The sequence below is a fragment of the Acidovorax sp. SUPP2539 genome (assembly GCF_030158975.1).
In the GTDB taxonomy this organism is placed as follows: domain Bacteria; phylum Pseudomonadota; class Gammaproteobacteria; order Burkholderiales; family Burkholderiaceae_C; genus Paracidovorax.
The window spans coordinates 476092-499927 of the sequence record NZ_BQXJ01000004.1; the positions used below are offsets into that span (position 1 = coordinate 476092).

17 protein-coding genes are annotated in these 23836 nt (G+C 66.5%); 11 read left to right on the plus strand and 6 right to left on the minus strand.

All coding sequences use genetic code 11. From position 1 onward, the window contains the following. Positions 1-103 precede the first annotated feature (103 nt). Positions 104-2485 (plus strand): arginine/lysine/ornithine decarboxylase, encoded by a 2382-nt coding sequence (locus AVTE2539_RS16870; protein WP_272563822.1) that lies wholly within the window; start codon positions 104-106, stop codon positions 2483-2485. Between the two features lie 176 nt (positions 2486-2661). Continuing rightward, a complete protein-coding gene (locus AVTE2539_RS16875) occupies positions 2662-3222 on the plus strand; it encodes a fasciclin domain-containing protein (protein ID WP_284412277.1) in 561 nt (186 codons plus the stop codon). Positions 3223-3361: 139 nt separating this feature from the next. On the opposite strand, the gene AVTE2539_RS16880 is transcribed toward AVTE2539_RS16875, so the two are convergent. After that, complete coding sequence (locus tag AVTE2539_RS16880) at positions 3362-4237, minus strand: DNA ligase (RefSeq protein ID WP_284412279.1); 876 nt, start codon at positions 4235-4237, stop codon at positions 3362-3364. 76 nt (positions 4238-4313) lie between these two features. Then, positions 4314-5111 (minus strand): enoyl-ACP reductase FabI, encoded by a 798-nt coding sequence (gene fabI / locus AVTE2539_RS16885; RefSeq protein WP_272563819.1) that lies wholly within the window; start codon positions 5109-5111, stop codon positions 4314-4316. A 125-nt stretch (positions 5112-5236) separates the two neighbouring features. Between fabI and AVTE2539_RS16890 the strand changes: the two genes are divergently transcribed. The 4 genes from AVTE2539_RS16890 (at position 5237) to AVTE2539_RS16905 (ending at position 10949) form a co-directional block, all read left to right on the plus strand. After that, positions 5237-7069 (plus strand): extracellular solute-binding protein, encoded by a 1833-nt coding sequence (locus tag AVTE2539_RS16890; protein WP_284412281.1) that lies wholly within the window; start codon positions 5237-5239, stop codon positions 7067-7069. A 61-nt stretch (positions 7070-7130) separates the two neighbouring features. Further along, on the plus strand, positions 7131-8168 hold the full coding sequence (locus AVTE2539_RS16895) for a microcin C ABC transporter permease YejB (protein ID WP_284412283.1): 1038 nt from the start codon (positions 7131-7133) through the stop codon (positions 8166-8168). A 10-nt stretch (positions 8169-8178) separates the two neighbouring features. Then, positions 8179-9249 carry an ABC transporter permease gene (locus tag AVTE2539_RS16900; RefSeq protein ID WP_284412512.1) on the plus strand — a complete coding sequence of 357 codons (1071 nt, stop codon included), beginning with the start codon at positions 8179-8181 and terminating at the stop codon, positions 9247-9249. Beyond that, positions 9246-10949: an ABC transporter ATP-binding protein gene (locus tag AVTE2539_RS16905; protein ID WP_502868934.1), complete on the plus strand. Its 1704-nt coding sequence runs from the start codon at positions 9246-9248 to the stop codon at positions 10947-10949. Before AVTE2539_RS16900 ends, AVTE2539_RS16905 begins: the two co-directional genes overlap by 4 nt. A 137-nt stretch (positions 10950-11086) precedes the next feature. Here AVTE2539_RS16905 and AVTE2539_RS16910 read toward each other — a convergent pair whose 3' ends face one another. The 3 genes from AVTE2539_RS16910 to AVTE2539_RS16920 are packed head-to-tail and all read right to left on the minus strand — an operon-like array spanning position 11087 to position 14886. Then, positions 11087-11470 (minus strand): FlxA-like family protein, encoded by a 384-nt coding sequence (locus AVTE2539_RS16910; RefSeq protein ID WP_272563815.1) that lies wholly within the window; start codon positions 11468-11470, stop codon positions 11087-11089. 56 nt (positions 11471-11526) lie between these two features. Further along, positions 11527-13785, minus strand: a complete 2259-nt coding sequence (locus tag AVTE2539_RS16915) for a diguanylate cyclase domain-containing protein (protein ID WP_284412285.1) — start codon at positions 13783-13785, stop codon at positions 11527-11529. A 42-nt stretch (positions 13786-13827) separates the two neighbouring features. Next, the gene (locus tag AVTE2539_RS16920; protein ID WP_284400427.1) at positions 13828-14886 is read right to left on the minus strand and encodes an AI-2E family transporter; all 1059 of its coding nucleotides are present in this window, start codon (positions 14884-14886) and stop codon (positions 13828-13830) included. 232 nt (positions 14887-15118) lie between these two features. Between AVTE2539_RS16920 and AVTE2539_RS16925 the strand changes: the two genes are divergently transcribed. The 5 genes from AVTE2539_RS16925 (at position 15119) to AVTE2539_RS16945 (ending at position 22763) form a co-directional block, all read left to right on the plus strand. Continuing rightward, entirely contained in the window at positions 15119-17998 is a 2880-nt protein-coding gene (locus AVTE2539_RS16925) for a 2-oxoglutarate dehydrogenase E1 component (RefSeq protein WP_284400425.1), read from the plus strand. A gap of 52 nt (positions 17999-18050) precedes the next feature. Beyond that, a complete protein-coding gene (gene odhB, locus AVTE2539_RS16930) occupies positions 18051-19337 on the plus strand; it encodes a 2-oxoglutarate dehydrogenase complex dihydrolipoyllysine-residue succinyltransferase (RefSeq protein ID WP_284412287.1) in 1287 nt (428 codons plus the stop codon). Positions 19338-19423: 86 nt separating this feature from the next. Continuing rightward, positions 19424-20851: a dihydrolipoyl dehydrogenase gene (gene lpdA, locus AVTE2539_RS16935; protein ID WP_284412288.1), complete on the plus strand. Its 1428-nt coding sequence runs from the start codon at positions 19424-19426 to the stop codon at positions 20849-20851. Between the two features lie 86 nt (positions 20852-20937). After that, positions 20938-22035 carry a cell division protein ZapE gene (gene zapE / locus AVTE2539_RS16940; RefSeq protein ID WP_284412290.1) on the plus strand — a complete coding sequence of 366 codons (1098 nt, stop codon included), beginning with the start codon at positions 20938-20940 and terminating at the stop codon, positions 22033-22035. Between the two features lie 14 nt (positions 22036-22049). After that, positions 22050-22763: a hypothetical protein gene (locus tag AVTE2539_RS16945; protein ID WP_284412292.1), complete on the plus strand. Its 714-nt coding sequence runs from the start codon at positions 22050-22052 to the stop codon at positions 22761-22763. A gap of 88 nt (positions 22764-22851) precedes the next feature. Here AVTE2539_RS16945 and AVTE2539_RS16950 read toward each other — a convergent pair whose 3' ends face one another. Continuing rightward, positions 22852-23640 (minus strand): PP2C family protein-serine/threonine phosphatase, encoded by a 789-nt coding sequence (locus AVTE2539_RS16950; protein ID WP_272563807.1) that lies wholly within the window; start codon positions 23638-23640, stop codon positions 22852-22854. Positions 23641-23836: the final 196 nt, after the last annotated feature.

Sequence of the window (23836 nt, forward strand, 5' to 3'; positions counted from 1 at the left end):
CACATTCTGGGTCAAAAGACCGGACCGTCAAAGGCGTGACAACGTTATTCCTTACACTTCGCGCCTGTTTCGTTTTTTGGGCCCGCTCGCTCGGAGGCTGCGCATGAAATTCCGCTTTCCCATCGTCATCATCGACGAGGACTATCGTTCCGAGAACACGTCGGGCCTGGGCATCCGCGCGCTGGCGCAGGCCATCGAGTCGGAGGGCTTCGAGGTGCTGGGCGTCACGAGCTACGGCGACCTGTCGCAGTTCGCGCAGCAGCAAAGCCGCGCGAGCGCGTTCATCCTGTCGATCGACGACGAGGAGTTCACCCTCGGCTCGGGCCTGGACCCCATCGTGCTGAGCCTGCGCACCTTCATCGCCGAGGTGCGCCGCAAGAACTCCGACGTGCCGATCTACGTGCACGGCGAGACCAAGACCAGCCGCCACCTGCCCAACGACATCCTGCGGGAACTGCACGGCTTCATCCACATGTTCGAGGACACGCCGGAGTTCGTGGCCCGCCACATCATCCGCGAAGCCAAGAGCTACCTGGAGAGCGTGCAGCCGCCGTTCTTCAAGGCGCTGCTGGACTATGCCGAAGACGGCTCGTACAGCTGGCACTGCCCCGGCCACTCCGGCGGCGTGGCGTTCCTCAAGAGCCCCGTGGGACAGATGTTCCACCAGTTCTTCGGCGAGAACATGCTGCGCGCCGACGTGTGCAATGCGGTCGAGGAACTGGGCCAGCTGCTGGACCACAACGGCGCCATCGGCGAGAGCGAGCGCAATGCCGCGCGCATCTTCAATGCGGACCACTGCTTCTTCGTGACCAATGGCACCAGCACGTCCAACAAGATGGTGTGGCACCACACGGTGGCGCCCGGCGATGTGGTGGTGGTGGACCGCAACTGCCACAAGTCCATCCTGCACAGCATCATCATGACGGGCGCCATTCCGGTGTTCATGAAGCCCACGCGCAACCACTTCGGCATCATCGGCCCGATCCCCCAGTCGGAGTTCGAGCCCGAGGCGATCCAGGCCAAGATCCGCGCCAATCCGCTGCTCAAGGGTGTGGATGCCAAGGCCGTCAAGCCGCGCGTTCTCACCCTCACGCAATCCACCTACGACGGCGTGCTCTACAACACCGAAACCATCAAGGGCATGCTCGACGGCTACGTGGACAACCTGCATTTCGACGAGGCCTGGTTGCCGCACGCGGCGTTCCACCCGTTCTACGGCAGCTACCACGCGATGGGCAAGAAGCGCGCGCGGCCCAAGCACTCGGTGGTGTATGCCACGCAGTCCATCCACAAGCTGCTGGCCGGCATCAGCCAGGCCAGCCATGTGCTGGTGCAGGACTCGCAGACGGTCAAGCTCGACCGGCCGCTGTTCAACGAGGCGTACCTGATGCACACCTCGACCTCGCCGCAGTACAGCATCATCGCCAGCTGCGACGTGGCCGCCGCGATGATGGAGCCGCCCGGCGGCACGGCGCTGGTGGAGGAAAGCCTCCTCGAAGCCCTGGACTTCCGCCGCGCGATGCGCAAGGTGGAAGAGGAGTTCGGCAAGGACGACTGGTGGTTCAAGGTGTGGGGTCCGGACAAGCTCGTGGACGAGGGCCTGGGCCGCGCCGAGGACTGGGTCATCCGCAGCGACGGCAAGGGCAAGAAGAACCACGCCAGCAAGTGGCACGGCTTCGGCCAGTTGGCCGACGGCTTCAACATGCTGGACCCGATCAAGTCCACCATCGTCACGCCGGGCCTGAACCTGGACGGCAAGTTCGACGAGAACGGCATTCCCGCATCCATCGTGACCAAGTACCTGGCCGAGCACGGCGTGGTGGTGGAGAAGACGGGGCTCTACAGCTTCTTCATCATGTTCACCATCGGCATCACCAAGGGCCGCTGGAACACGCTGCTGACGGCGCTGCAGCAGTTCAAGGACGACTACGAGAAGAACCAGCCGATGTGGCGCATCCTTCCGGAGTTCTGCCAGCAGCACAAGCGCTACGAGCGCATGGGCCTGCGCGATCTGTGCCAGCACGTGCACCAGCTCTATGCCAAGTACGACATCGCGCGCCTGACCACCGAGATGTATTTGTCGGACCTGACGCCGTCGATGAAGCCCAGCGACGCCTATGCGCACATCGCGCACCGCAAGACCGAGCGCGTGGAGATCGATGCGCTGGAAGGCCGCATCACGACCAGCTTAATCACGCCGTACCCGCCCGGCATTCCGCTGCTCATTCCGGGCGAGGTCTTCAACAAGAAGATCGTGGACTACCTCAAGTTCTCGCGCGAGTTCTCCAAGCTGTGCCCGGGCTTCGAGACCGACATCCACGGCCTGGTGGAGATCGAGGACGACAACGGCAACGTGCGCTACTACGCCGATTGCGTGGCCGCCGCGCCGCAGCCGCCCTCCGCGCGCAAGAGCCGCAAGAACGCGCCCGCCGCCGAGGACATCGTGCAGGTGGGCAGCGACGGACCGTTCGGCCGCAAGGTCTGATCGCTGCGCGAGGCCGTGGGCCTTGACCTCGAAAGCCCGGCGGTGCGAAAGCGCCTCCGGGCTTTTTGTATGGGAATGTCACGGGTCTGAATCCAGGCGGCGTCCTGCCCCGTATCAGTGTTCAGCCGCGCGAATCTTCGGGCGGCATTCCACCCACTGACTCAACGGAGATATCCATGACCTTTCGCCTGAATGCCCGCCTGACCGCCGCCAGCCTCACGCTCGCCCTGTCTGCCGCCGCGATGCCCGCCTTCGCGCAAGTGACCGTCGGTGGCGCGCCGATGTATCCGACCAAGGACATCATCGACAACGCGGTGAACTCCAAGGACCACACCACGCTGGTCGCCGCCGTGAAGGCCGCGGGCCTGGTGGACACGCTCAAGGGCCCCGGTCCGTTCACGGTGTTCGCGCCCACCAACGCCGCCTTCGCGGCACTGCCTGCCGGCACGGTGGACACGCTGCTGAAGCCGGAGAACAAGGCCACGCTGACCAAGGTGCTGACCTACCACGTGGTGGCGGGCAAGGTCGATGCGGCCGCGCTGTCCAAGATGATTGCCGACGGCAAGGGCTCGGCCAGCTTGAAGACCGTGGCCGGCGGCACGCTGACGGCCAAGGCCAGCGGCTCCTCGATTGCGCTGACGGATGAAAAGGGCGGCATGTCCAACGTGACCATCGCCGACGTGTACCAGTCCAACGGCGTGATCCACGTCGTGGACAAGGTGCTGCTGCCCAAGTAAGCCGTGCCGGGCGGTCCGCATCGCTGGTACTCGATGGCCGCCAGCCGATGCGGGCCTTGCCTCAATGCATCCAGGAAAGCCGCAAGGGCACCCCGGAGGGGCCTTGCGGCTTTTTCGTGGCAGCCCGGCCCCGGTCCCGCTAGGGCGCAGCGGCGTGCATGTCTTCGCGCACGCGAAGGAAGCTGGCGAAGCGCGGCAGGCCGCCCTCGTGCGTGCCGCGAAAGCGGTAGGTCACCCAGCTTCCCAGGGGCGGCGGATGCGCCCGGTCCGCATCGGTGAAGCCGGCGCCCAGCCGAAAGCGCTGGCCGCCGGGCATCTCCACCAGCAAGGCGCCCATGCGGCCGCGATGCCGGCCTTTGCCGGGCACATAGCCCACGACCCGCGCCTCGGTGTCTTCATGGGTCTTGAGCTTGATGAGATCGTCGCTGCGGCCGGCCTGGTAGAGCGACGCCCCACGGTGCAGCATCAGCCCTTCGCCTCCATCGCGCACCGTGCGGTGCAGCAGGGCCTGCAACCGGGCATCGGTGGCGATGCGCTGCTGGGGCACGGCCTGCACCCAGGGATGGCCGATGCGCGCCACGGCGGCCTGCAATGCCGGCAGGCGCTCGTCGAACGGGCCGCCCTGCGCGGGCAGGTCGAACACCATGAACTGCAGGTGGCGCCAGGCCGCATCGTCGGGCCGCTGCTGCCGCACGGTGGACTGCGCCTGGGCGAAGCGGCCCCGGCCGGCCCACAGCTCGCCATCCATCGGCATCGCAGGCCAGCCCTGCGTGAACCAGGCGGGCGCATTTACCCGCTCGCCACCGCGCGTGCGCAACTGGTGGCCGTCCCAGTAGCCGCGCACCCCGTCGTACTTTTCGCTCACCCAGTAGTCCGCCAGCGGCATCCCGGCGCGGTAGACGTTGGCCAGCAGCAGAGGCGGCGGCGAGGCGGGCGATACCGGCGCTGGGGGTTGCGCCCAGGCCGGCAGCGCGCCGCAGACCAGCAGGACGGTGATGGCGATGCGGCGAAGCATGGGGACTATTTTGCTATTATTTTAATAGCGGTATGCCCTAGTGGAATATGCGCTGGCGGTCGATGCGGCTTGAATCTCAGGACAGCTCGGCGCTTTCCCGGCTGATGCCACCCGTCTGGCTGAAGCCGCCGTCCACGTACATGATCTCGGCCGTCACGCCGCTGGCCAGGTCCGACAGCAGGAAGGCGGCGGCATTGCCCACGTCTTCGATCGTCACGTTGCGGCGCAGGGGCGAGGCGCCGGCGACCACACCCAGCAGCTTGCCGAAGTCCTTGATGCCGCTGGCCGCCAGGGTCTTGATGGGGCCGGCGCTGATGCCGTTGGCGCGCATGCCGCGCGGGCCCAGCGATTCGGCCAGGTAGCGCACGCTGGCCTCCAGGCTGGCCTTGGCCAGGCCCATGGTGTTGTAGTTGGGCACCGTGCGCAGCGCGCCCAGGTAGCTCAGGGTGACCACGGACGATTTTTCGTTGAGGTAGGGCAGGGCGGCCTTGGCCATGGCGGGAAAGCTGTAGGCGCTGATGTCGTGCGCGATGCGGAACGATTCGCGCGACAGCCCTTCGAGAAAATCGCCGGCGATCGCCTCGCGCGGCGCGAAGCCGATGCTGTGCACGAAGCCGTCGAACTTCGGCCAGGCCTGCGACAGGTCGGCGAACATGCGGTCGATCTGCTCGTCGCTGCCCACGTCGCAATCGAAGATGAGCTTGGAGTCGAACTCGGCGGCGAAGTCGGTGATGCGGTCCTTGAAGCGCTCGCCGACGTAACTGAAGGCAAGTTCTGCGCCTTGCGCATGGCAGGCGCGGGCGATGCCGTAGGCGATCGAGCGGTTGGACAACACGCCGGTGATAAGCAGCTTCTTGCCGGTCAGAAAACCCATGTTTCTTCTCCTGTGGAATGCGGGGGATTGGGGGCGTGGCGGCGGCGCGTGCGCCTCTGATGGCCCACCGGGGCATGTGACATGCGACCCGTCGGGGCGCCGCCAGCGTAGTGCAGAATTGTCGCATGCGTCTTTGGCCGATCTTGTTGCTGTGGGGGAGTGCGATGCCCGTGTGGGCGGGACACGCCTATGCGCTGTGGGGCGAGCCCCGGATGCCTGCGGGCTTCGACCACTTCGGGTACGTCAACCCCGACGCGCCCAAGGGCGGCGAGCTGCGGCTGGTGAGCAACCTGCGCGTCTCGACCTTCGACAAATACAACCCGTTCACCATCAAGGGCAATTCGCCGGCCTACCTGTCGGACCTGATGTTCGATACGTTGCTCACCGGCTCGCTGGACGAGACCGCCACCGGCTACGGCCTGCTGGCGCAGGACGTGGAGGTGGCCGCCGATGGCCTCTCGGTGGTGTTCCGCCTGCGGCCCGAAGCGCGCTTTCACAACGGCAAGCCGGTGTTGGCGCAGGACGTGAAGTTCAGCTACGACACGCTGATGGGCCCCTACACCTCGCCGGCCTACAAGACGGCGCTGTTCGACGTGGCGGGCATCGACGTGATCGACGACCGCACGGTGCGCTACCGCTTCAAGCACCCCAACCGCGAACTGCCGCTCACGGTGGGCGGGCTGCCGGTCTTCAGCCGCGACTGGGGCGTGGAGAACGGCAAGGCCAAGCGCTTCGATCAGGTGGTGATGGACATCCCGATCGGCAGCGGTCCTTACAAGATCGGTCCGGTGCGCTTCGGCAAGGACATCACCTACGTGCGTGACCCCGGCTACTGGGCGCGCGATCTCAACGTGCGCAAGGGCACCGCCAATTTCGACCGCATCCTGGTGAAGATCTACCGCGACAACACCGCGCGGCTGGAGGCGCTCAAGGCGGGCGAGTTCGACCTCATGCGCTTTTTCAGTGCGGGTGACTGGGCACGCCGCGTCACGGGGCGCAAGTTCGATACCGGCGAGCTGGTCAAGGGCAACTTCGAGCACAAGCTGCCTTCGGGCTTCCAGAGCTACGTGCTCAACACGCGCCGGCCGCTGCTGCAGGATGCCCGCGTGCGCGAGGCGCTGGGGCTGGCCTACGACTTCGAGTGGATGAGCCGCCAGCTGTTCTACGGCGCCTACCAGCGCATCAATGGCCTGTTCGGCAACACCCTGTGCGAGACCCGTGGCACGCCCACGCCCGGGGAACTGGCGCTGATGGAGCCCTGGCGCCAGAGCCTTTCCGCCAGCGCCTTCGGCCCCATGACCACGCCTCCGCGCACCGAGGGCGGCACCACGCTGCGCGACAACCTGCGCCGTGCCCAGGCCCTTTTGAGAGAGGCGGGCTGGGAGGTGAAGGACGGCGCGTTGCGCAACGCGCAGGGCCAGGCCATGGTGCTGGAGTACCTGGACAGCAGCGAGGGCGGCGTGCGGTCGCTGTCGTCGTGGATCCGCAACCTGCAAAAGCTCGGCATCACGCTGAACTTCCGGGCGGTGGATTTCGCGCTCTACCAGCAGCGCCTGAGCAAGTTCGACTTCGACATCACCACCATCGCGTACCAGGGCACCAACAACCCGGGGCAGGAACTGGCCGACATGTTCGGCTCGCAGGCGGCGGACACGGAAGACTCGGGCAACTTCCCCGGCGTGAAGAGCAAGGCCGTGGACGCGATGATCCGCAGCATCGTGTCGGCCAAGACGCTGGACGAGCTGCTGCCCGCCTGCCATGCTCTGGAGCGCGTCATCGCGCACGGGCACTACCTGATTCCCCAGTACACCGCGCCTTCGCACCGCATGGTCTACAACGCCTGGCGCCTGGAGCGGCCGGCCACGCTGCCGCCGTATTCCACGGGCGAGGCCTGGGCCATCGACACCTGGTGGGCGCGCATGCCGCCCCAGACGGCGCCGGACCCCGCGCGGCGCTGATCCGTTCGACCCCCGGCCCACCGTCCAGACCCGCCCAATTTCCCGACCCACCACCGCCGCCATGTTCGCCTACATCCTCAAGCGCGTGCTGCTCATGCTGCCCACCCTGCTGGGCGTGCTGCTGCTGACCTTCGTGGTGATCCAGTTCGTGCCCGGCGGCCCCGTCGAGCAGTACCTGGCCGAGTCCAAGGCCGGGATGGGCCGTGGCGGCGGCGGGGCCGAGGGCGGCGGCCTGGCCTACCGGGGCGCGCAGGGGGTGGACCCGAAGCGGCTGGAGCAGATCAAGGCGCTCTACGGCTTCGACAAGCCGGCGCACGAGCGATTTTTCCAGATGCTCGGGCAGTTCGCGCGCTTCGACCTGGGCCGCAGCTTCTTTCAGAACAAGGACGTGTGGCAGCTCGTGAAGGAAAAGCTGCCCGTGTCGATCAGCCTGGGCCTGTGGACCTTCTTCATCAGTTACCTCGTGGCCGTGCCGCTCGGCGTGGCCAAGGCGGTGCGGGCGGGCTCGCGCTTCGACTTCATCACCACGCTCATCGTGCTGGTGGGCTACGCCATCCCGGGCTTCGTACTCGGCGTGGCGCTGCTGGTGATCTTCGGCGGGCAGCTGCAGTGGTTCCCGCTGCGGGGGCTCACCTCGGCGAACTGGGACGAGATGACCTGGGGCGCGCGCATCGTGGACTACCTGTGGCACATCACGCTGCCGGTCACGGCCATGGTGCTGGGCAGCTTCGCGGTGACGGCCATGCTGACCAAGAACGCCTTCCTCGAAGAGATCCGCAAGCAATACGTGCTCACGGCCCGCGCCAAGGGGCTGTCGGAGCGGCAGGTGCTGTGGAAGCACGTGTTCCGCAATGCCCTCATTCCCATCATCACGGGCTTTCCGGCGGCGTTCATCGGCGCCTTCTTCGCCGGCTCGCTGCTGATCGAGACGCTGTTCTCGCTCGACGGCCTGGGCCTGCTGAGCTACGAAAGCGTGATCCGGCGCGACTACCCCGTGGTGCTGGGCACGCTGTATCTCTTCACGCTGATCGGACTGGTGACCAAGCTGGTGAGCGATCTTTGCTACGTATGGGTGGATCCGCGTGTCAAGTTTGACTAACCCCCCCGAGCTGGCCGGTGGCCGCCCCCCGAGCGGCGCCGCGCCCGTGGCCCCGTCGCTCTCGCCCAGCCGCCGTGCGTGGCGCCGCTTCAAGCGCAATCGGCTGGGCTACTGGAGTCTGATCCTGTTCAGCGCGCTGGTGGCCCTGAGCCTGGTGGCGGAGCTGATCAGCAACGACCGTCCCCTGATCGTGCGCTACGAAGGGCAGACCTACCTGCCCATGCTGCACGACTACCCCGAGAAGACCTTCGGCGGCGATTTCGACACCCCCACCGACTACCTGGACCCGTTCATCCGCGAGCGGCTGAAGCAAGGCAGCAACTGGGCGCTGTACACGCTGAACCCCTACGGTCCGGACACGCTGAACTATTTCGCGAAGTCGGCCAACCCGTCCGGCCCCACGGCGCAGAACTGGCTGGGCACGGACGACCGGGGCCGCGACCTGCTCGCGCAACTGATCTACGGCTTTCGCGTGAGCGTGCTGTTCGGCATCGCGCTCACGGTAGTGGGCGTGCTGCTGGGCGTCATCACCGGGGCGATCCAGGGCTTTTTCGGCGGCAAGACCGACCTGGCGTTCCAGCGCTTCATCGAGATCTGGGGTTCGATGCCCGAGCTGTACCTGCTCATCATCTTCAGCGCCGTGTTCGCCCCCAGCGTGGGGCTGCTGCTGGTGCTGCTGTCGCTGTTCGGCTGGATGGGCCTGTCGGACTACGTGCGCGCGGAGTTCCTGCGCAACCGGCAGCTCGACTACGTGAAGGCCGCCCGCGCGCTGGGCGTGCCCAACGGGCAGATCATCTGGCGCCACATCCTGCCCAACAGCATGACGCCGGTGGTGACCTTTCTGCCGTTTCGCATGAGCGCGGCCATCCTGGCGCTCGCCTCGCTGGACTTCCTGGGTCTGGGCGTGCCGCCCGGCACGCCGTCGCTGGGCGAGCTGCTCAACCAGGGCAAGAACAACATCGACGCCTGGTGGATTTCGCTGTTCACGTTCGCGGCGCTGGTGGTCACGCTGCTGCTGCTCACCTTCATGGGCGACGCGCTGCGCGATGCGCTCGACCCCCGCAAGGCAGACCATTCATGAGCGACGCACGCATGCGCGGCACCGCGCCGATTCCAGACTCTGCTGCTTCATCGTCTTCGGCCGGCACTTCGCCTGCCGCCTCGTCGGCGCCGCTCCTGCAGGTACAAGACCTGCACGTGCGCTTCGGCGACAAAGAGGTGGTGTGCGGGGTCGGCTTCGACATCGCAGCGGGCGAGAAGCTCGCGCTGGTGGGCGAATCGGGCTCGGGCAAGACCATCACCGCGCTGTCGATCCTGCGGCTGGCGGGCGATGCGCACATCACCGGCCGGGCGTTGATGGACGGGCAGGACCTGCTGGCCCTGTCCGAGCGCGAGATGCGCGGTGTGCGCGGCGGCGACATCGCCATGGTGTTCCAGGAGCCCATGACGGCGCTCAACCCGCTCATGGCGGTGGGGGACCAGGTGGCCGAGGTGCTGCAGCTCAAACAGGCGCTCTCGCGTGCCCAGGCCCGCCAGGCGGCCGTCGAACTGCTGGCCAGCACCGGCATTCCCGAGCCGGCCCGGCGTGCGGACGCGTTCCCGCACCAGCTGTCGGGCGGGCAGCGCCAGCGCGCGATGATCGCCATGGCACTGGCCAGCCGCCCGCGCTTGCTGCTGGCCGACGAGCCCACCACCGCGCTGGACGTGACGCTGCGCGGCCAGATCCTCGACCTGCTGTCCGACCTGCAGCGCCAGACCGGCATGGCCGTGCTGCTCATCACCCACGACCTGCACCTGGTGCGCAAGTTCGCGGACCGCGTGGCGGTCATGGAGCACGGCGTGCTGGTGGAGTCCGGCGCCGTGTCGGACGTGTTCCGCGCGCCGCAGCATGCGTACACGCAGCGGCTCATCGGCAGCGTGCCGCGCCGCGACGTGCTGGAGCCGGAGCCCTCGGCCACGGCGGTGCCCGCCGCGCAGGCGCACGCGCTGCGCGTGGCCTATGCCACGCCGCTGCCCGGCATCCGCGGCTGGTTCCGCCGCGGGGAGTTCGTGGCGGTGAAGGGGGCCGACTTTTCCATCGCGCCGGCCCGCACGCTCGGGGTGGTGGGCGAATCGGGTTCGGGCAAGTCCACGCTGGCGCAGGCGCTGCTGGGGCTGCTGCCGTACCAGGGCGACCTGCGGATCGCAGGGCTGGGCTGGCAACTGCCGGCCCAGCGCAACACCCCGGCCAATCAGGCCTTGCGCCGGCAGGTGCAGGTGGTGTTCCAGGACCCGTTTTCGTCGCTGTCGCCGCGCCTGACGGTCGAGGAGATCGTGGGCGAGGGACTGCAGGTGCACGAGCCCGGCCTGTCGCCCGCCGACCGCCGCGCGCGCGTGGAGTCGGCGCTGCAGGACGTGGGACTGACCGACGCGCAGTTCCCGGGCCTGCTGGCGCGCTATCCGCACGAGTTTTCCGGAGGGCAGCGCCAGCGGCTGGCGATTGCCCGTGCGCTCATCCTGAGCCCCCGGCTGCTGGTGCTGGACGAGCCCACCAGCGCGCTCGACGTCACCATCCAGCAGCAGGTGCTGGCGTTGCTGCAGCGCCTGCAGAAGGAGCGTTCGCTCAGCTACCTGCTCATCACGCACGACGTGGCGGTCATCCGTGCGATGGCGCACGACGTGATCGTGATGAAGGATGGCGAGGTGCTGGAGTCGGGCCCGGTGCAGACGGTGCTGGATGCACCCCGGCATCCCTATACCCAGCGGCTGGTGTCCGCGGCCGGGCTGGATGGAGAGGGTTGAGCCGATTTTGGGTGTTTTCGGCCCTATGCCGGGGTATTGATTGTCTTGATTGCTATCAATTAAATAGCAAATCGCTGGCTTGAGGCGTTGGGTCGCGCCGCGCGTTCGTGCGGTCGGCTGGGCGCCGTGCGCGGCGATCAGGCGAAGGTATCGACCTGCGTGCCCAGCGTGGTGGAGGCGGCGGGCGGGGTCTTCTTCTGGTCGGCCGACTGCTGCTGTTCCATGGCCTTTTCCATGGCCTTTTGTTGCTGTTCCTGTTGCTGGGCTTGCTGGATGGCTGCGATCTGCTGCTGCACGAGCTGGATCTGGTTCTGCAGCGCCTGCAACTTCTGCTGCTTGGCTTTGGCGTCGTTGGGGTCGGACGCCTGGCTGGCTTCTGCCGACGCCTGCTTGAGATCGGCCGTGAGGTCCTTGAGCTGCTTTTGAAGCGCCGCGATGTCGCCGCTCGATTGGCCCGAAGAGCGGCTCCCCGAAACGCTGGTGGAGGAGGTGCTGGAGGCGGAGGAGATGGACAGGGACATGAAGCAGTATCGGCCGGTCGGGGGTGGAACTGTAGGCCTTGCCGGCTTTTATTCCGTCATTTCTTGTCCGCCGGCACGATGGTGGGCTCCTGGTCGGGCCCGGCATACAGCCGGAAATGCCCCCGCCCCGCGCGCTTGGCCGCATACATCGCCATGTCCGCGCTGCGCGACAGCTCCTCGAAATTGCGGCCATGCTGCGGAAACAGCGCGATGCCGCCGCTCAGGCCGATCTTCCGGACCTCGCCCTGCAGATCGAACGGCGGTTCGCACGCGGCCATGATCTTTTGCGACACCAGGCAGGCCTGGTCGGCGTTGTCCAGCTTGGGCAGCAGCACGATGAACTCGTCGCCCCCCTGGCGGCACACCGTGTCGGAATGCCGCACCGCGCCCTTGAAGCGGCGGGCGACCTGCACCAGCAGCAGGTCGCCGGCATCGTGGCCGAGCGTGTCGTTCACCTGCTTGAACCCGTCCAGGTCGATGTACATCAGTGCCAGGCTGCGGTCGTCCCGCAGGGCGTGCGCGATGGCCTGCTGGGCCCGGTCCTGCAGCAGCACGCGGTTGGGCAGGTCGGTCAGCACGTCGTACTGCGCAAGGTGGGCCATGCGGCGCGACATCTCCATGGCCTCGGTCACGTCGCGCAGCACCATCACCGTACCGGTGACGTGCCCGTGCCGGTCGGTGATGGGGCTGACCGATTTCTCGATGTCGATGCGCCGTCCGTCGCGGCACTGGAGCACCACGCCGCGTTTCGAGGGCTGGGCCCGGCCCTCTGCCAGCGCCTGGCGGGTGGGGCTCAAGCCGCTGTCGCTGCCCGTCTGCTGCAGCGGCACGACGTCGTCGATGTCCGATCCGGCGGCATGAAAGGCCTGCCAGCCGGTCATTTTTTCGGCCACCGGGTTGATGTAGGTGACGCAGCCCTCGGCATCGGTGCAGATGACCGCATCGCCGATGGACTGCAGCGTCAGTCGGATCAGCTCCTTTTCCTCGAACAGCAGGTCTTCCATGCGCTTGCGGTCGGTCAGGTCATCGATCTGCACGAAGATGCCCTGCACCTCGTCGCCTTCCTTGTCCGGGATGTACGACACCAGCGTGTGGCGCACCTCGCCGGAGGGCAGGGGCATGGTCCGCTCGAAGACCTGCTTGTGGCCCTTGAGCGCCTGCCGGATGTGCGTCAACGCGTGTTCGTAGGTTCCCCGGTCGAGCACGTCCAGCAGCTTCACGTTGGGCATGCGGTCGCGCGAGACGCCCAGCCAGTCCATGTACGCCTGGTTGGCGAAGCGGTTGTGCTGGTCCTTGTCCCAATAGCTCACCATTGAAGGCAGGTTGTCCAGGATGGTGCGCGTGTCGTGTTCGGCCTGCTTGAGCTGCGCCGCGATGGCCTGGCGGCGCTGCAGCTCCCGCGCGAAGAGGGCGGACAGGCCCAGGCAGGCGGCCATCAGCAGCACCGCGAACGCGCCCAGCACCTTGGCGCTGGCGCGCCACTTGGCCAGGATGGTGTCCGCCGACTGCCCGACGCTCACCGCCAGCGGGTAGTTGCCGATGCGGCGGAAGGTGTGCAGCCGCTCGGTGCGGTCCTGCGGGTCCTGCGCCGTGTAGCTGCCGCTGTCGACCGTCTGCAGCCGCGTGAGCAGGCCGGAGTCGTCCATCGGCTGGCCGACATCCTTTTCGGCATAGGGAAAGCGCGCGACGGTGGTGCCGTCGCGGGTGCTCCACAGCTCGACCCGGCTCATCGGCCCGACATCGATGGAGGCGAACAGCTCCTTGAAATAATCGATTCGCACAGTGCCCACCACGACGCCGCCGAAGCTGCCGTCGCCGCGGAAATACGCGCGGCTGATGGGCAGGCTGTACGAGCCCGACACCCGGCCCCGGATGGGGTTGCCGATGTACAGCCCCTCGCGCTGGCTGGTCTGGTGCACCTGGAAATAATCCCGGTCGGCCAGGTTGAGGTTCAGGCGCTCCAGGCTGGTGGATCGCATCACCACGTTGCCCTTGTCGTCCAACACCGCGACCGCACCCAGGCCGGGCGTGTGCAGGGAATGGTCGAACAGGAACGTGTTGCGCATCTGCGGGCTCAGGCTCGGCAGGCCGGGGTCCGACAGGCTCTTGGCCACCCCGACCAGCGAGTAGTCGAAGCCGTTCAGGGTGCGCTGGATGTTCTGCTCGATGGTGCGTGCCAGGCTGCTGTTGGTGTGCAGCGCGTACGACCAGGCGTCATCGCGGATCGTGAGGATCGCCCGCACGAAGAGCGCACCGATGCCTGCCGACAGCACGAGGGCCAGCAGGACGAGGCGACGGGGCGAAATCTGGGGCATGGCGCATGGCGGCCGGCACGGAGGCCGGCGGGTGCTGCGCTGTTACTTTATCGGGGAATCGGCGGGTTGCGAGAACAGGTCCCAGGTGGCGATGAAGAGCGCTGCGATCACCGGGCCGATCACGAAACCGGTCAGCCCGAACAGGGCCATGCCGCCCAGCGTGGAGATGAGGACGATGTAGTCCGGCATCTTCGTGTCCTTGCCCACCAGCACCGGGCGCAGGGCGTTGTCCACCAGCCCGATCACGCAGACGCAAAAAGCCACCAGCACCGACCCTTGCCAGATGGCGCCGGTCGCGAAGAAGTAGATGGCCACCGGGCCCCAGATCAGGCCGGCACCGATGGCCGGCAGCAGCGACAGGAAGGCCATCAGCACGCCCCAGAGGATGGGGCCCTGGATGCCCAGGATCCAGAAGATCCCCCCGCCCAGCGCACCCTGCACGGCGGCCACCACGATGTTGCCCTTGACGGTGGCGCGGATCACCGTGGTGAACTTGCTGGCCAGCTGGCGCTTGTGCTCTTCGTCGAGGGGCACGGCCTGGCGGATGCGGTTGACCAGCGAACTGCCGTCACGCACCAGGAAGAACAGCAGGTACAGCATGATGCCGAAGCTCACGATGAACTGCAGCGTGTTCTGGCCCACGTCCAGCGCCTTGGTGGCCAGGAACTGGCCAGCCTGAACGGACACGGACGAGAGCTTGGCCTCCACCTCGGCGGCCGAGGTGAGGTTGAAGCGGTCCAGCAGGCCCAGCAGCCAGGAGGGCAGGGCACTCAGCACCTGCTGTACGTAGGCGCCGAAGTTGAGCTGCCCCGATTTCATGCGTTCGTAGATGAGTCCGGCCTCCTGGACCAGCGAAATGCTGATGAAGGTCATGGGCAGGATCACGATCACCAGGCACAGTCCCAGGGTGCACAGGGCCGCCAGGTTGCGCCGCCCGCGCATGCGCCGCAGCAGCCGCCGGTGCAGCGGCGTGAACAGGATCGCCAGGATGACGCCCCAGAAAACCGCTCCGTGGAACGGCCACAGGATGGCGAAGAACGCGACAGTGACCGCGATGAGAAGAAGCAACAGCGTGCGGCTCTGAAGGGTGGGTGAGTTCATAGAGGCGGGGTACGGATAATGACGAAATGTAAGCGACCGCAGTGACACGGCGGCGAAGGAACACGCGCTTACGCCGTGTAGGGCTCGCTCCTGGGCGTTCGGTGGCACAATGGCGCCCGCACCCCCGGCCCTTCCCCAGCCACAGTCGCATCCGCCAATCGGTTCAGCCGTGTCGCGGAAGGTTTTACCCACCAGCTAATGCTTCCCTCAGGGAAGCGGAGGTCAGCGGAATATGAGCGATACGACATCCGTATACCAAGCCTACCAAGGCAACACCTATCTTTTCGGCGGCAATGCGCCCTATGTCGAAGAGATGTACGAGAACTATCTCGTCAACCCCGGCAGCGTGCCCGACACTTGGCGCGAATACTTCGATGCCCTGCAGCACGTGCCTGCCGTCGACGGATCGAACGCCAAGGACGTGCCCCACCTGCCCGTGGTCAATGCCTTCGCCGAGCGCGCCAAGCAAGGCGGCACGAAGGTCGTCGGTGCCACTGGCGCCGACTCCGAAATGGGCCGCAAGCGCACCGCTGTTCAGCAACTGATCTCGGCCTACCGCAATGTCGGCCAGCGCTGGGCCGATCTGGACCCCCTGAAGCGCACCGAGCGCCCTGAAATTCCCGAACTCGAAGCCTCCTTCTACGGCTTCAGCGACGCCGACCAGGAAACGGTGTTCAACACGAGCAACACCTTCTTCGGCAAGGAAGCCATGCCGTTGCGCGAGCTGACCAACGCGCTGCGCGAAACGTACTGCGGCTCGATCGGGGTCGAGTACATGTATGCCACCGACCAGAACCAGAAGCGCTGGTGGCAGGAAAAGCTCGAGACCATCCGCAGCAAGCCCAGCTTCGGTCCCGACAAGAAAAAGCACATCCTGGACCGCCTCACGGCCGCCGAAGGCCTGGAGCGTTTCCTGCACACGAAGTACGTCGGCCAAAAGCGCTTCTCGCTCGAAGGCGGCGAAAGCTTCATCGCCGCCATGGATGAGCTCATCCAGGCCGCCGGCACCAAGGGCGTTCAGGAAATCGTGATCGGCATGGCCCACCGCGGCCGCCTGAACGTGCTGGTGAACACGCTGGGCAAGATGCCCAAGGACCTGTTCGCCGAGTTCGACCACACCGCTCCGGAAGACCTGCCGGCAGGCGACGTGAAGTACCACCAGGGCTTCAGCTCCGACGTCAGCACCCCTGGCGGCCCGGTGCACCTGTCGCTGGCCTTCAACCCGTCCCACCTGGAAATCGTGAACCCCGTCGTGGAAGGTTCGGTGCGCGCCCGCATGGACCGCCGCGCCGACCCGCATGGCAAGCAGGTGCTGCCCGTGCTGGTGCACGGCGACGCGGCCTTCGCCGGCCAGGGCGTCATCCAGGAAACGCTGGCGCTGGCCCAGACCCGTGGCTATTCCACGGGCGGCACGGTGCACATCGTCATCAACAACCAGATCGGCTTCACCACCTCCGATCCGCGCGACAGCCGCTCCACGCTGTATTGCACGGACGTGGTCAAGATGATCGAGTCGCCCGTGCTGCACGTGAACGGCGACGATCCAGAAGCGGTCGTGTTCGCCACGCAGCTCGCCCTCGAATTCCGCATGGAGTTCCAGAAGGACGTGGTGGTGGACATCATCTGCTTCCGCAAGCTGGGCCACAACGAGCAGGACACGCCCGCGCTCACCCAGCCGCTGATGTACAAGAAGATCGGTGCGCACCCCGGCACCCGCAAGCTGTACGCCGACAAGCTGGCCACGCAGGGCCTGGGCGAGACCCTGGGCGACGACATGTCCAAGGCCTACCGCGCCGCCATGGATGCGGGCAAGCACACGGTCGATCCGGTGCTGACCAACTTCAAGAGCAAGTACGCGGTGGACTGGAGCCCCTTCCTGGGCAAGAAGTGGACCGATGCCGGCGACACCGCCATCCCGCTGGCCGAGTGGAAGCGCCTGTCCGAAAAGATCACCACCATTCCTGAAGGCGTGACGCCGCACCAACTGGTCAAGAAAGTGTACGACGACCGCGCCGCCATGGGCCGTGGCGACATTCCGGTGGACTGGGGCATGGGTGAGCACATGGCCTTTGCCTCGCTGGTGGCCAGCGGCTTCCCCGTGCGCCTGTCCGGCGAGGACTGCGGCCGCGGTACGTTCACGCACCGCCACTCGGTCATCCATGACCAAAAGCGCGAGAAGTGGGACACGGGCACCTACGTGCCGCTGCAGAACGTCAGCGAGAACCAGGCACCGTTCGTCGTGATCGACTCCATCCTGTCCGAAGAGGCGGTGCTGGGCTTCGAATACGGCTATGCCTCCAACGACCCCAACACGCTCGTGATCTGGGAAGCGCAGTTCGGCGACTTCGCCAACGGCGCGCAGGTCGTGATCGACCAGTTCATCGCCTCCGGCGAAGTGAAGTGGGGCCGCGTGAACGGCATCACGCTGATGCTGCCGCACGGCTACGAAGGCCAGGGCCCCGAGCACAGCTCGGCCCGCCTGGAGCGCTTCATGCAGCTGTCGGCCGACGCCAACATGCAGGTGGTGCAGCCCACCACCGCCAGCCAGATCTTCCACGTGCTGCGCCGCCAGATGGTTCGCCACCTGCGCAAGCCGCTGATCATCATGACGCCGAAGTCGCTGCTGCGTAACAAGGACGCGACCTCGCCGCTGTCCGAGTTCACCAAGGGCAGCTTCCAGACGGTGATCCCGGAGCAGAACGAAGCCATCGAGAAGAAGGCCGAGAAGGTCAAGCGCGTGATCGCCTGCTCGGGCAAGGTGTACTACGATCTGGTCAAGAAGCGCGAAGAGAAGGAAGCCGACGACGTCGTCATCCTGCGCGTGGAACAGCTCTATCCTTTCCCGCACAAGGCCTTCGCCGCTGAGCTGAAGAAATACCCGAACGCCACCGACATCGTGTGGTGCCAGGACGAGCCGCAGAACCAGGGCGCCTGGTTCTTCGTGCAGCACTACATCCACGAGAACATGCTCGAAGGCCAGAAGCTGGGTTACTCCGGCCGTGCCGCCTCGGCATCGCCCGCGGTGGGCTATTCGCACCTGCACCAGGAGCAGCAAAAGGCCCTGGTGGACGGCGCGTTCGCCAAGCTCAAGGGGTTTGTCCTGACCAAGTAAGGCCGGAAACCCGAACACACAAAAAGCAGAAACAAACCCCGAAAGAATTCCCATGGCTATCGTTGAAGTCAAAGTCCCCCAACTGTCCGAATCCGTGGCGGAAGCCACGATGCTCACGTGGAAGAAGAAGGCCGGCGAGGCTGTCGCCGTCGATGAAATCCTGATCGAAATCGAGACCGACAAGGTCGTGCTCGAAGTGCCCGCTCCCTCGGCCGGCGTGCTGGCGGAAATCGTGCAAGGCGACGGCGCCACCGTGGTGGCCGACCAGCTCATCGCCAAGATCGACACCGAAGGCAAGGCCGGCGCAGCCGCCGCTCCTGCTGCGGCAGCCACTGCCGCCGCCGCGCCCGCAGCTGCGGCACCCGCACCAGCCGCTGCAGCCCCCGCTGCCGCGGGCGGCTCCAAGGGCGACGTGGCCATGCCCGCCGCCGCCAAGCTGCTGGCTGACAACAACCTGTCCGTTTCGGCCGTGGCCGGCACGGGCAAGGATGGCCGCGTGACCAAGGGCGACGTGCTGGGTGCCGTGGCATCGGGCACGGGCAAGGCCGCCGCGGCCGCACCGAGCGCGATCCCCACGGGCGTGCCCACCAAGGCGCTGCCGCAGGTGGCTGCGCCCACCGCCAAGGAAGACCTGAGCGGCCGCCCCGAGCAGCGCGTGCCCATGAGCCGCCTGCGCGCCCGCGTGGCCGAGCGCCTGCTGCAGTCGCAATCGACCAACGCCATCCTGACCACGTTCAACGAAGTGAACATGGCCCCGGTGATGGACATGCGCAAGAAGTTCCAGGACGCCTTCACCAAGGAACACGGCGTGAAGATCGGCTTCATGAGCTTCTTCGTGAAGGCGGCCGTGCATGCCCTGAAGAAGTACCCGGTGCTGAACGCCTCGGTCGACGGCAACGACATCGTCTACCACGGCTACTTCGACATCGGCATCGCCGTGGGCTCGCCCCGCGGCCTGGTGGTGCCCATCCTGCGCAATGCCGACCAGATGACGTTCGCCGACATCGAAAAGAAGATCGCCGAGTTCGGCCAGAAGGCCAAGGACGGCAAGCTGGGCATCGAAGAGATGACCGGCGGCACGTTCTCGATCTCCAATGGCGGCACGTTCGGCTCCATGCTGTCCACCCCCATCATCAACCCGCCGCAGTCGGCCATCCTGGGCGTGCACGCCACCAAGGACCGTGCCGTGGTGGAAAACGGCCAGATCGTCATCCGCCCGATGAACTACCTGGCCATGTCGTACGACCACCGCATCATCGACGGCCGTGAAGCCGTGCTGGGCCTGGTGGCCATGAAAGAAGCGCTGGAAGATCCTTCCCGCCTGCTGTTCGACATCTGATCCCCCTGGATGGACCCGCCCGCGTGGCCCGGCCGTTGGCCGCGCCCGCCGGTGGGTCTTTCTTCAACTGATTGAGTGAGATTGACATGAGCAAACAATTCGACGTGATCGTGATCGGTGGCGGCCCCGGCGGCTACATCGCTGCCATCCGTGCCGCGCAACTGGGCTTCAACGTGGCCTGCATCGACGAGTGGAAGAACGGCAAGGGTGGCCCTGCACCGGGCGGCACCTGCACCAACGTGGGTTGCATCCCCTCCAAGGCGCTGCTGCAGTCGTCCGAGCATTTCGACCAGGCCAACCACCACTTCGCCGACCATGGCATCGAGGTCAAGGACGTGCGCATGGACGTGGCCAAGATGATCGCCCGCAAGGACAGCGTGGTGAAGCAGAACAACGACGGCATCCTGTACCTGTTCAAGAAGAACAAAATTACGTTCTTCCACGGCCGTGGCTCGTTCGTGAAGGCCGCCGAAGGTGGCTATGAAATCCACGTGGCCGGCGCTGCCGAAGAGTCCATCACCGGCAAGCAGATCATCCTGGCCACGGGCTCCAATGCCCGCGCGCTGCCCGGCGTGCCGTTCGACGAAGAGCACATCCTCTCCAACGACGGTGCCCTGCGCATCGGCGAGACGCCCAAGAAGCTGGGCCTGATCGGCGCCGGCGTGATCGGCCTGGAAATGGGTTCGGTCTGGCGCCGCCTGGGCGCCGAAGTGACGGTGCTGGAAGGGCTGCCCACGTTCCTGGGTGCGGTGGACGAGCAGATCGCCAAGGAAGCCAAGAAGGCGTTCGACAAGCAGAACCTCAAGATCGAGCTGGGCGTGAAGATCGGCGAGATCAAGACCGGCAAGAAGAGCGTGAGCGTGGCCTACACCAACGCCAAGGGCGAAGCCCAGACGCTGGAAGTGGACAAGCTCATCGTGTCCATCGGCCGCGTGCCCAACACCATCGGTCTCAACGGCGAAGCCGTGGGTCTGCAGCTGGACGAGCGCGGCGCGATCGTGGTCGATGCCGATTGCAAGACCAACCTGCCGGGCGTTTGGGCAGTGGGCGACGTGGTGCGTGGCCCGATGCTGGCGCACAAGGCCGAGGAAGAGGGCGTGGCCGTCGCCGAGCGCATTGCGGGCCAGCATGGCCATGTGAACTTCAACACCATCCCCTGGGTGATCTACACCAATCCCGAGATCGCATGGGTGGGCCGCACCGAGCAGCAGCTCAAGGCGGACGGCGTGAAGTACAAGGCCGGCACGTTCCCATTCCTGGCCAACGGCCGCGCCCGCGCGCTGGGCGACACGACCGGCATGGTCAAGTTCCTGGCCGACGCGGCCACGGATGAGATCCTGGGCGTGCACATCGTCGGCCCCATGGCCAGCGAACTGATCGCCGAAGCCGTGGTCGCCATGGAGTTCAAGGCCAGCGCCGAAGACATCGCGCGCATCTGCCACGCCCATCCGAGCTTGAGCGAAGCCACCAAGGAAGCGGCCCTGGCCGTGGACAAGCGCACGCTAAACTTCTGATCCCGGGACTTTGGGTAAAAATGGCTGCCTGCGCTTGAAACACTAGCGCAGGCAGCTATATTTTTTATAGCGTTTGGAGTGTGCGTGTGAATGTGAAGCAGGCGTATGAGGCGGAGCTGGCCAGCAAGGGCTATCAAAGCGATCCGGCCCAGCTGCGCGCCGTCGAGGCGTTGCAGCGGTGTGCCGACGATTGGGCGCTGTACAAGGAGCGCCGCTCCAACGCCTTGAAGAAGCTCATCAACCGGCCCGAGGTGCCGCGTGGCGTGTACATGTACGGCGGCGTGGGGCGGGGCAAGAGCTTTCTCATGGACTGCTTTTTCAACGCCGTGCCCATCCGCCGCAAGGTGCGGCTGCATTTCCACGAGTTCATGCGCGAAGTGCACCGCGAACTGGCGGGCCTGCAGGGCACCGTCAATCCGCTGGATGTGCTGGGCGAGCGCATCTCCAAGCGCTACAAGCTCATCTGCTTCGACGAGTTCCATGTGGCGGACATCACCGACGCGATGATCCTGCACCGCCTGCTGGCGGCGCTGTTCGACAACGGCGTGGGTTTCGTCACCACCTCCAATTTCGAGCCCGACGGGCTGTACCCCGGCGGGCTGCACCGCGACCGCATCCTGCCGGCCATCGAGCTGCTGAACCAGCGGATGGAAGTGGTCAATGTGGACAACGGCACCGACTACCGCCGCCGCACGCTGGAGATGGTGCGGCTGTACCACACGCCGCTCGGGCCCCAGGCCGATGTGGAGATGTCCGAGGCGTTCGACCAGCTGGCCGAAGTGCGCGACGAAGACCCGGTGCTGCACATCGAGGCGCGCGAGATCCGTGCGCGCCGCAAGGCCGGCGGCGTCGTCTGGTTCGATTTCAGCGTGCTGTGCGGCGGGCCCCGCTCGCAGAACGACTACCTGGAAATCGCCACGCAGTTCCACACCGTGCTGCTGTCGGATGTGCCCCACATGCCCGTGTCGATGGCGTCGCCGGCCCGGCGCTTCACGTGGCTGGTGGACGTGCTGTACGACCGGCGCGTCAAGCTCATCCTGTCCGCCGCCGTGCCGCCCGAAGCGCTGTACACCGAGGGCCCTCTGGCCCATGAATTTCCGCGCACCGTCTCCCGGCTCAATGAAATGCAGTCCAAGGAGTTCCTGGACCTGGAGCGGCGCGTGGTGGACACCGGACTGACGTAACCTCTTTTCTCACCATGCCATCCTTCCAACGCCTTTCCCTTGCCACCGCACTGGCGCTCGCCTCGACGCTGGCTGCGGCCCAGTCCCCGCTGGCTGCATCGCGCGCCGCTGCCGATGCCGCGCAGGCCGAGCGCCGCGCCGAGCGCGACCAGATCCAGCGCGACCGCCGCGCACTGGAGGCGCGGCGCATCAAGGAAGAGGCCGTCTGCTATCAGCGCTTTTCCGTCGAAGACTGCCTGATCGGCGTGCGGGCGCAGGTGCGGGACCAGGAAAGCGCCCTGCGGCAGCGCGAAGTGGCCTTGAACGACGCCGATCGCCGCGAAAAGGCGGCCTTGCGCGTGCAGTCGATCGAGCAAAAGCAGCAGGAGCAGCGCGAGAAGCTCGAAGCCGGCGAACGCCCGGCGCCCATGCAGGCCGCATCCCGCGCCCAGGCGCAAGCGCAGGGCCGTGCGGAGCGCGAGCACGACGCGCAGCAGCGCGCCGCACAGCAGCACTCGCGGGAGCAGTCGCACGACGCCGCCAAGGCCGAGCGCGCGGCGGCGCAACCCGGCCAGATTTCCGAGGCGCGCGCCCGCTACGAGGCCAAGCAGAAGGCCGCCCAGGAGCGGCGCGAAAAGCACGAGAAGGCGAGGGCCGATGCCGAAGCCCAGGGCCGCAAGCCGGCAGCGGCGCTGCCGCCGCCACCGCCACCGCCACCGCCGGTTCCATCGGCCAGCGCTGCCCCCTGAAGTCGGCGGCGAACCGCGTCTCGCACCAGGCACGTTGCCCCGCCATGGTGGGCCCGGCCCTTGGAGCGGGGGGCGCCGGGCGCTCGGCTCAGCGGACGAGCCGGGCCGGCTTCTTCTCTTCGGCCAGCGCCTCGATCTTCACGATGGCGAGCGAGAGGTTGTCCCCGCCGCCACGGGCCCGTGACCGCGCTTTCTCGATGAGGAATTCCGTGGCTTCGCGCGGGGACAGCGAGTCCACCACCGAGGCCAGTTCCGTGGGCGAAAAATAGTGCCAGACACCGTCGCTGCACGCCAGGAGCACGTCGCCCGGCAGCAGTTGAGGAATCATGTGCTGGGCCACCGGCGGATCGCTCTCGGTGCCCAGGCAGCCCACCAGGATGTTGGAGTGCGGATGGGTGTTGGCCTCGGCCTCGGTGATTTCGCCGCGGTCGACCAGGGCCTGCACATACGAGTGGTCGCTGGTGCGATGGGCCAGCCGCGCGCCCTGGAAGTGGTAGATGCGCGAATCGCCGGCATGCGCCCAATGGCAGTCGCCCCGGGGATTGATGATGAAGGCCGCCACCGTGCTGTGGGGCTCCTGCTCGGCCGAGATGGCGGTGAGGCGGATCACGATGTGCGCCTCTTCCACCATGTGCTTGAGCATCGTCGCGGTGTCGTCGGTGTCCGGCGAATACCGCTCGAACCATTGCCGGGCCGTGAGCATCACCTGGTCGGACGCCTTGCGCCCCCCGCTGCGCCCCCCCATGCCGTCTGCCACGACCCCGAGCACGCAGCCGTTGTAGCGGGGGTGGGCGATCAACGCGACCTGGTCCTGCTGGTATTCACGATCGCCTTTGTGGATGCCGGTTGACGCAGTGAGGCGAAACGGTTTGGTCATGGCAGAAATGGTGGAAGGCGCGGGCCGGCCGAAGGGCCGGGCGAAGCACGTATTATCGGGCGCCCTTTGGCGGTTTTGCCATGCGACGCCTCTCCTTCCTCCTTTCCTTGCACCGCCTTTTTTCCTGTCCGTCTCCTCCCGGTCCCACCATGCGGTCCGGTGCGGTCGCCCGCGAACGCAGGCGGGGATGAACGGC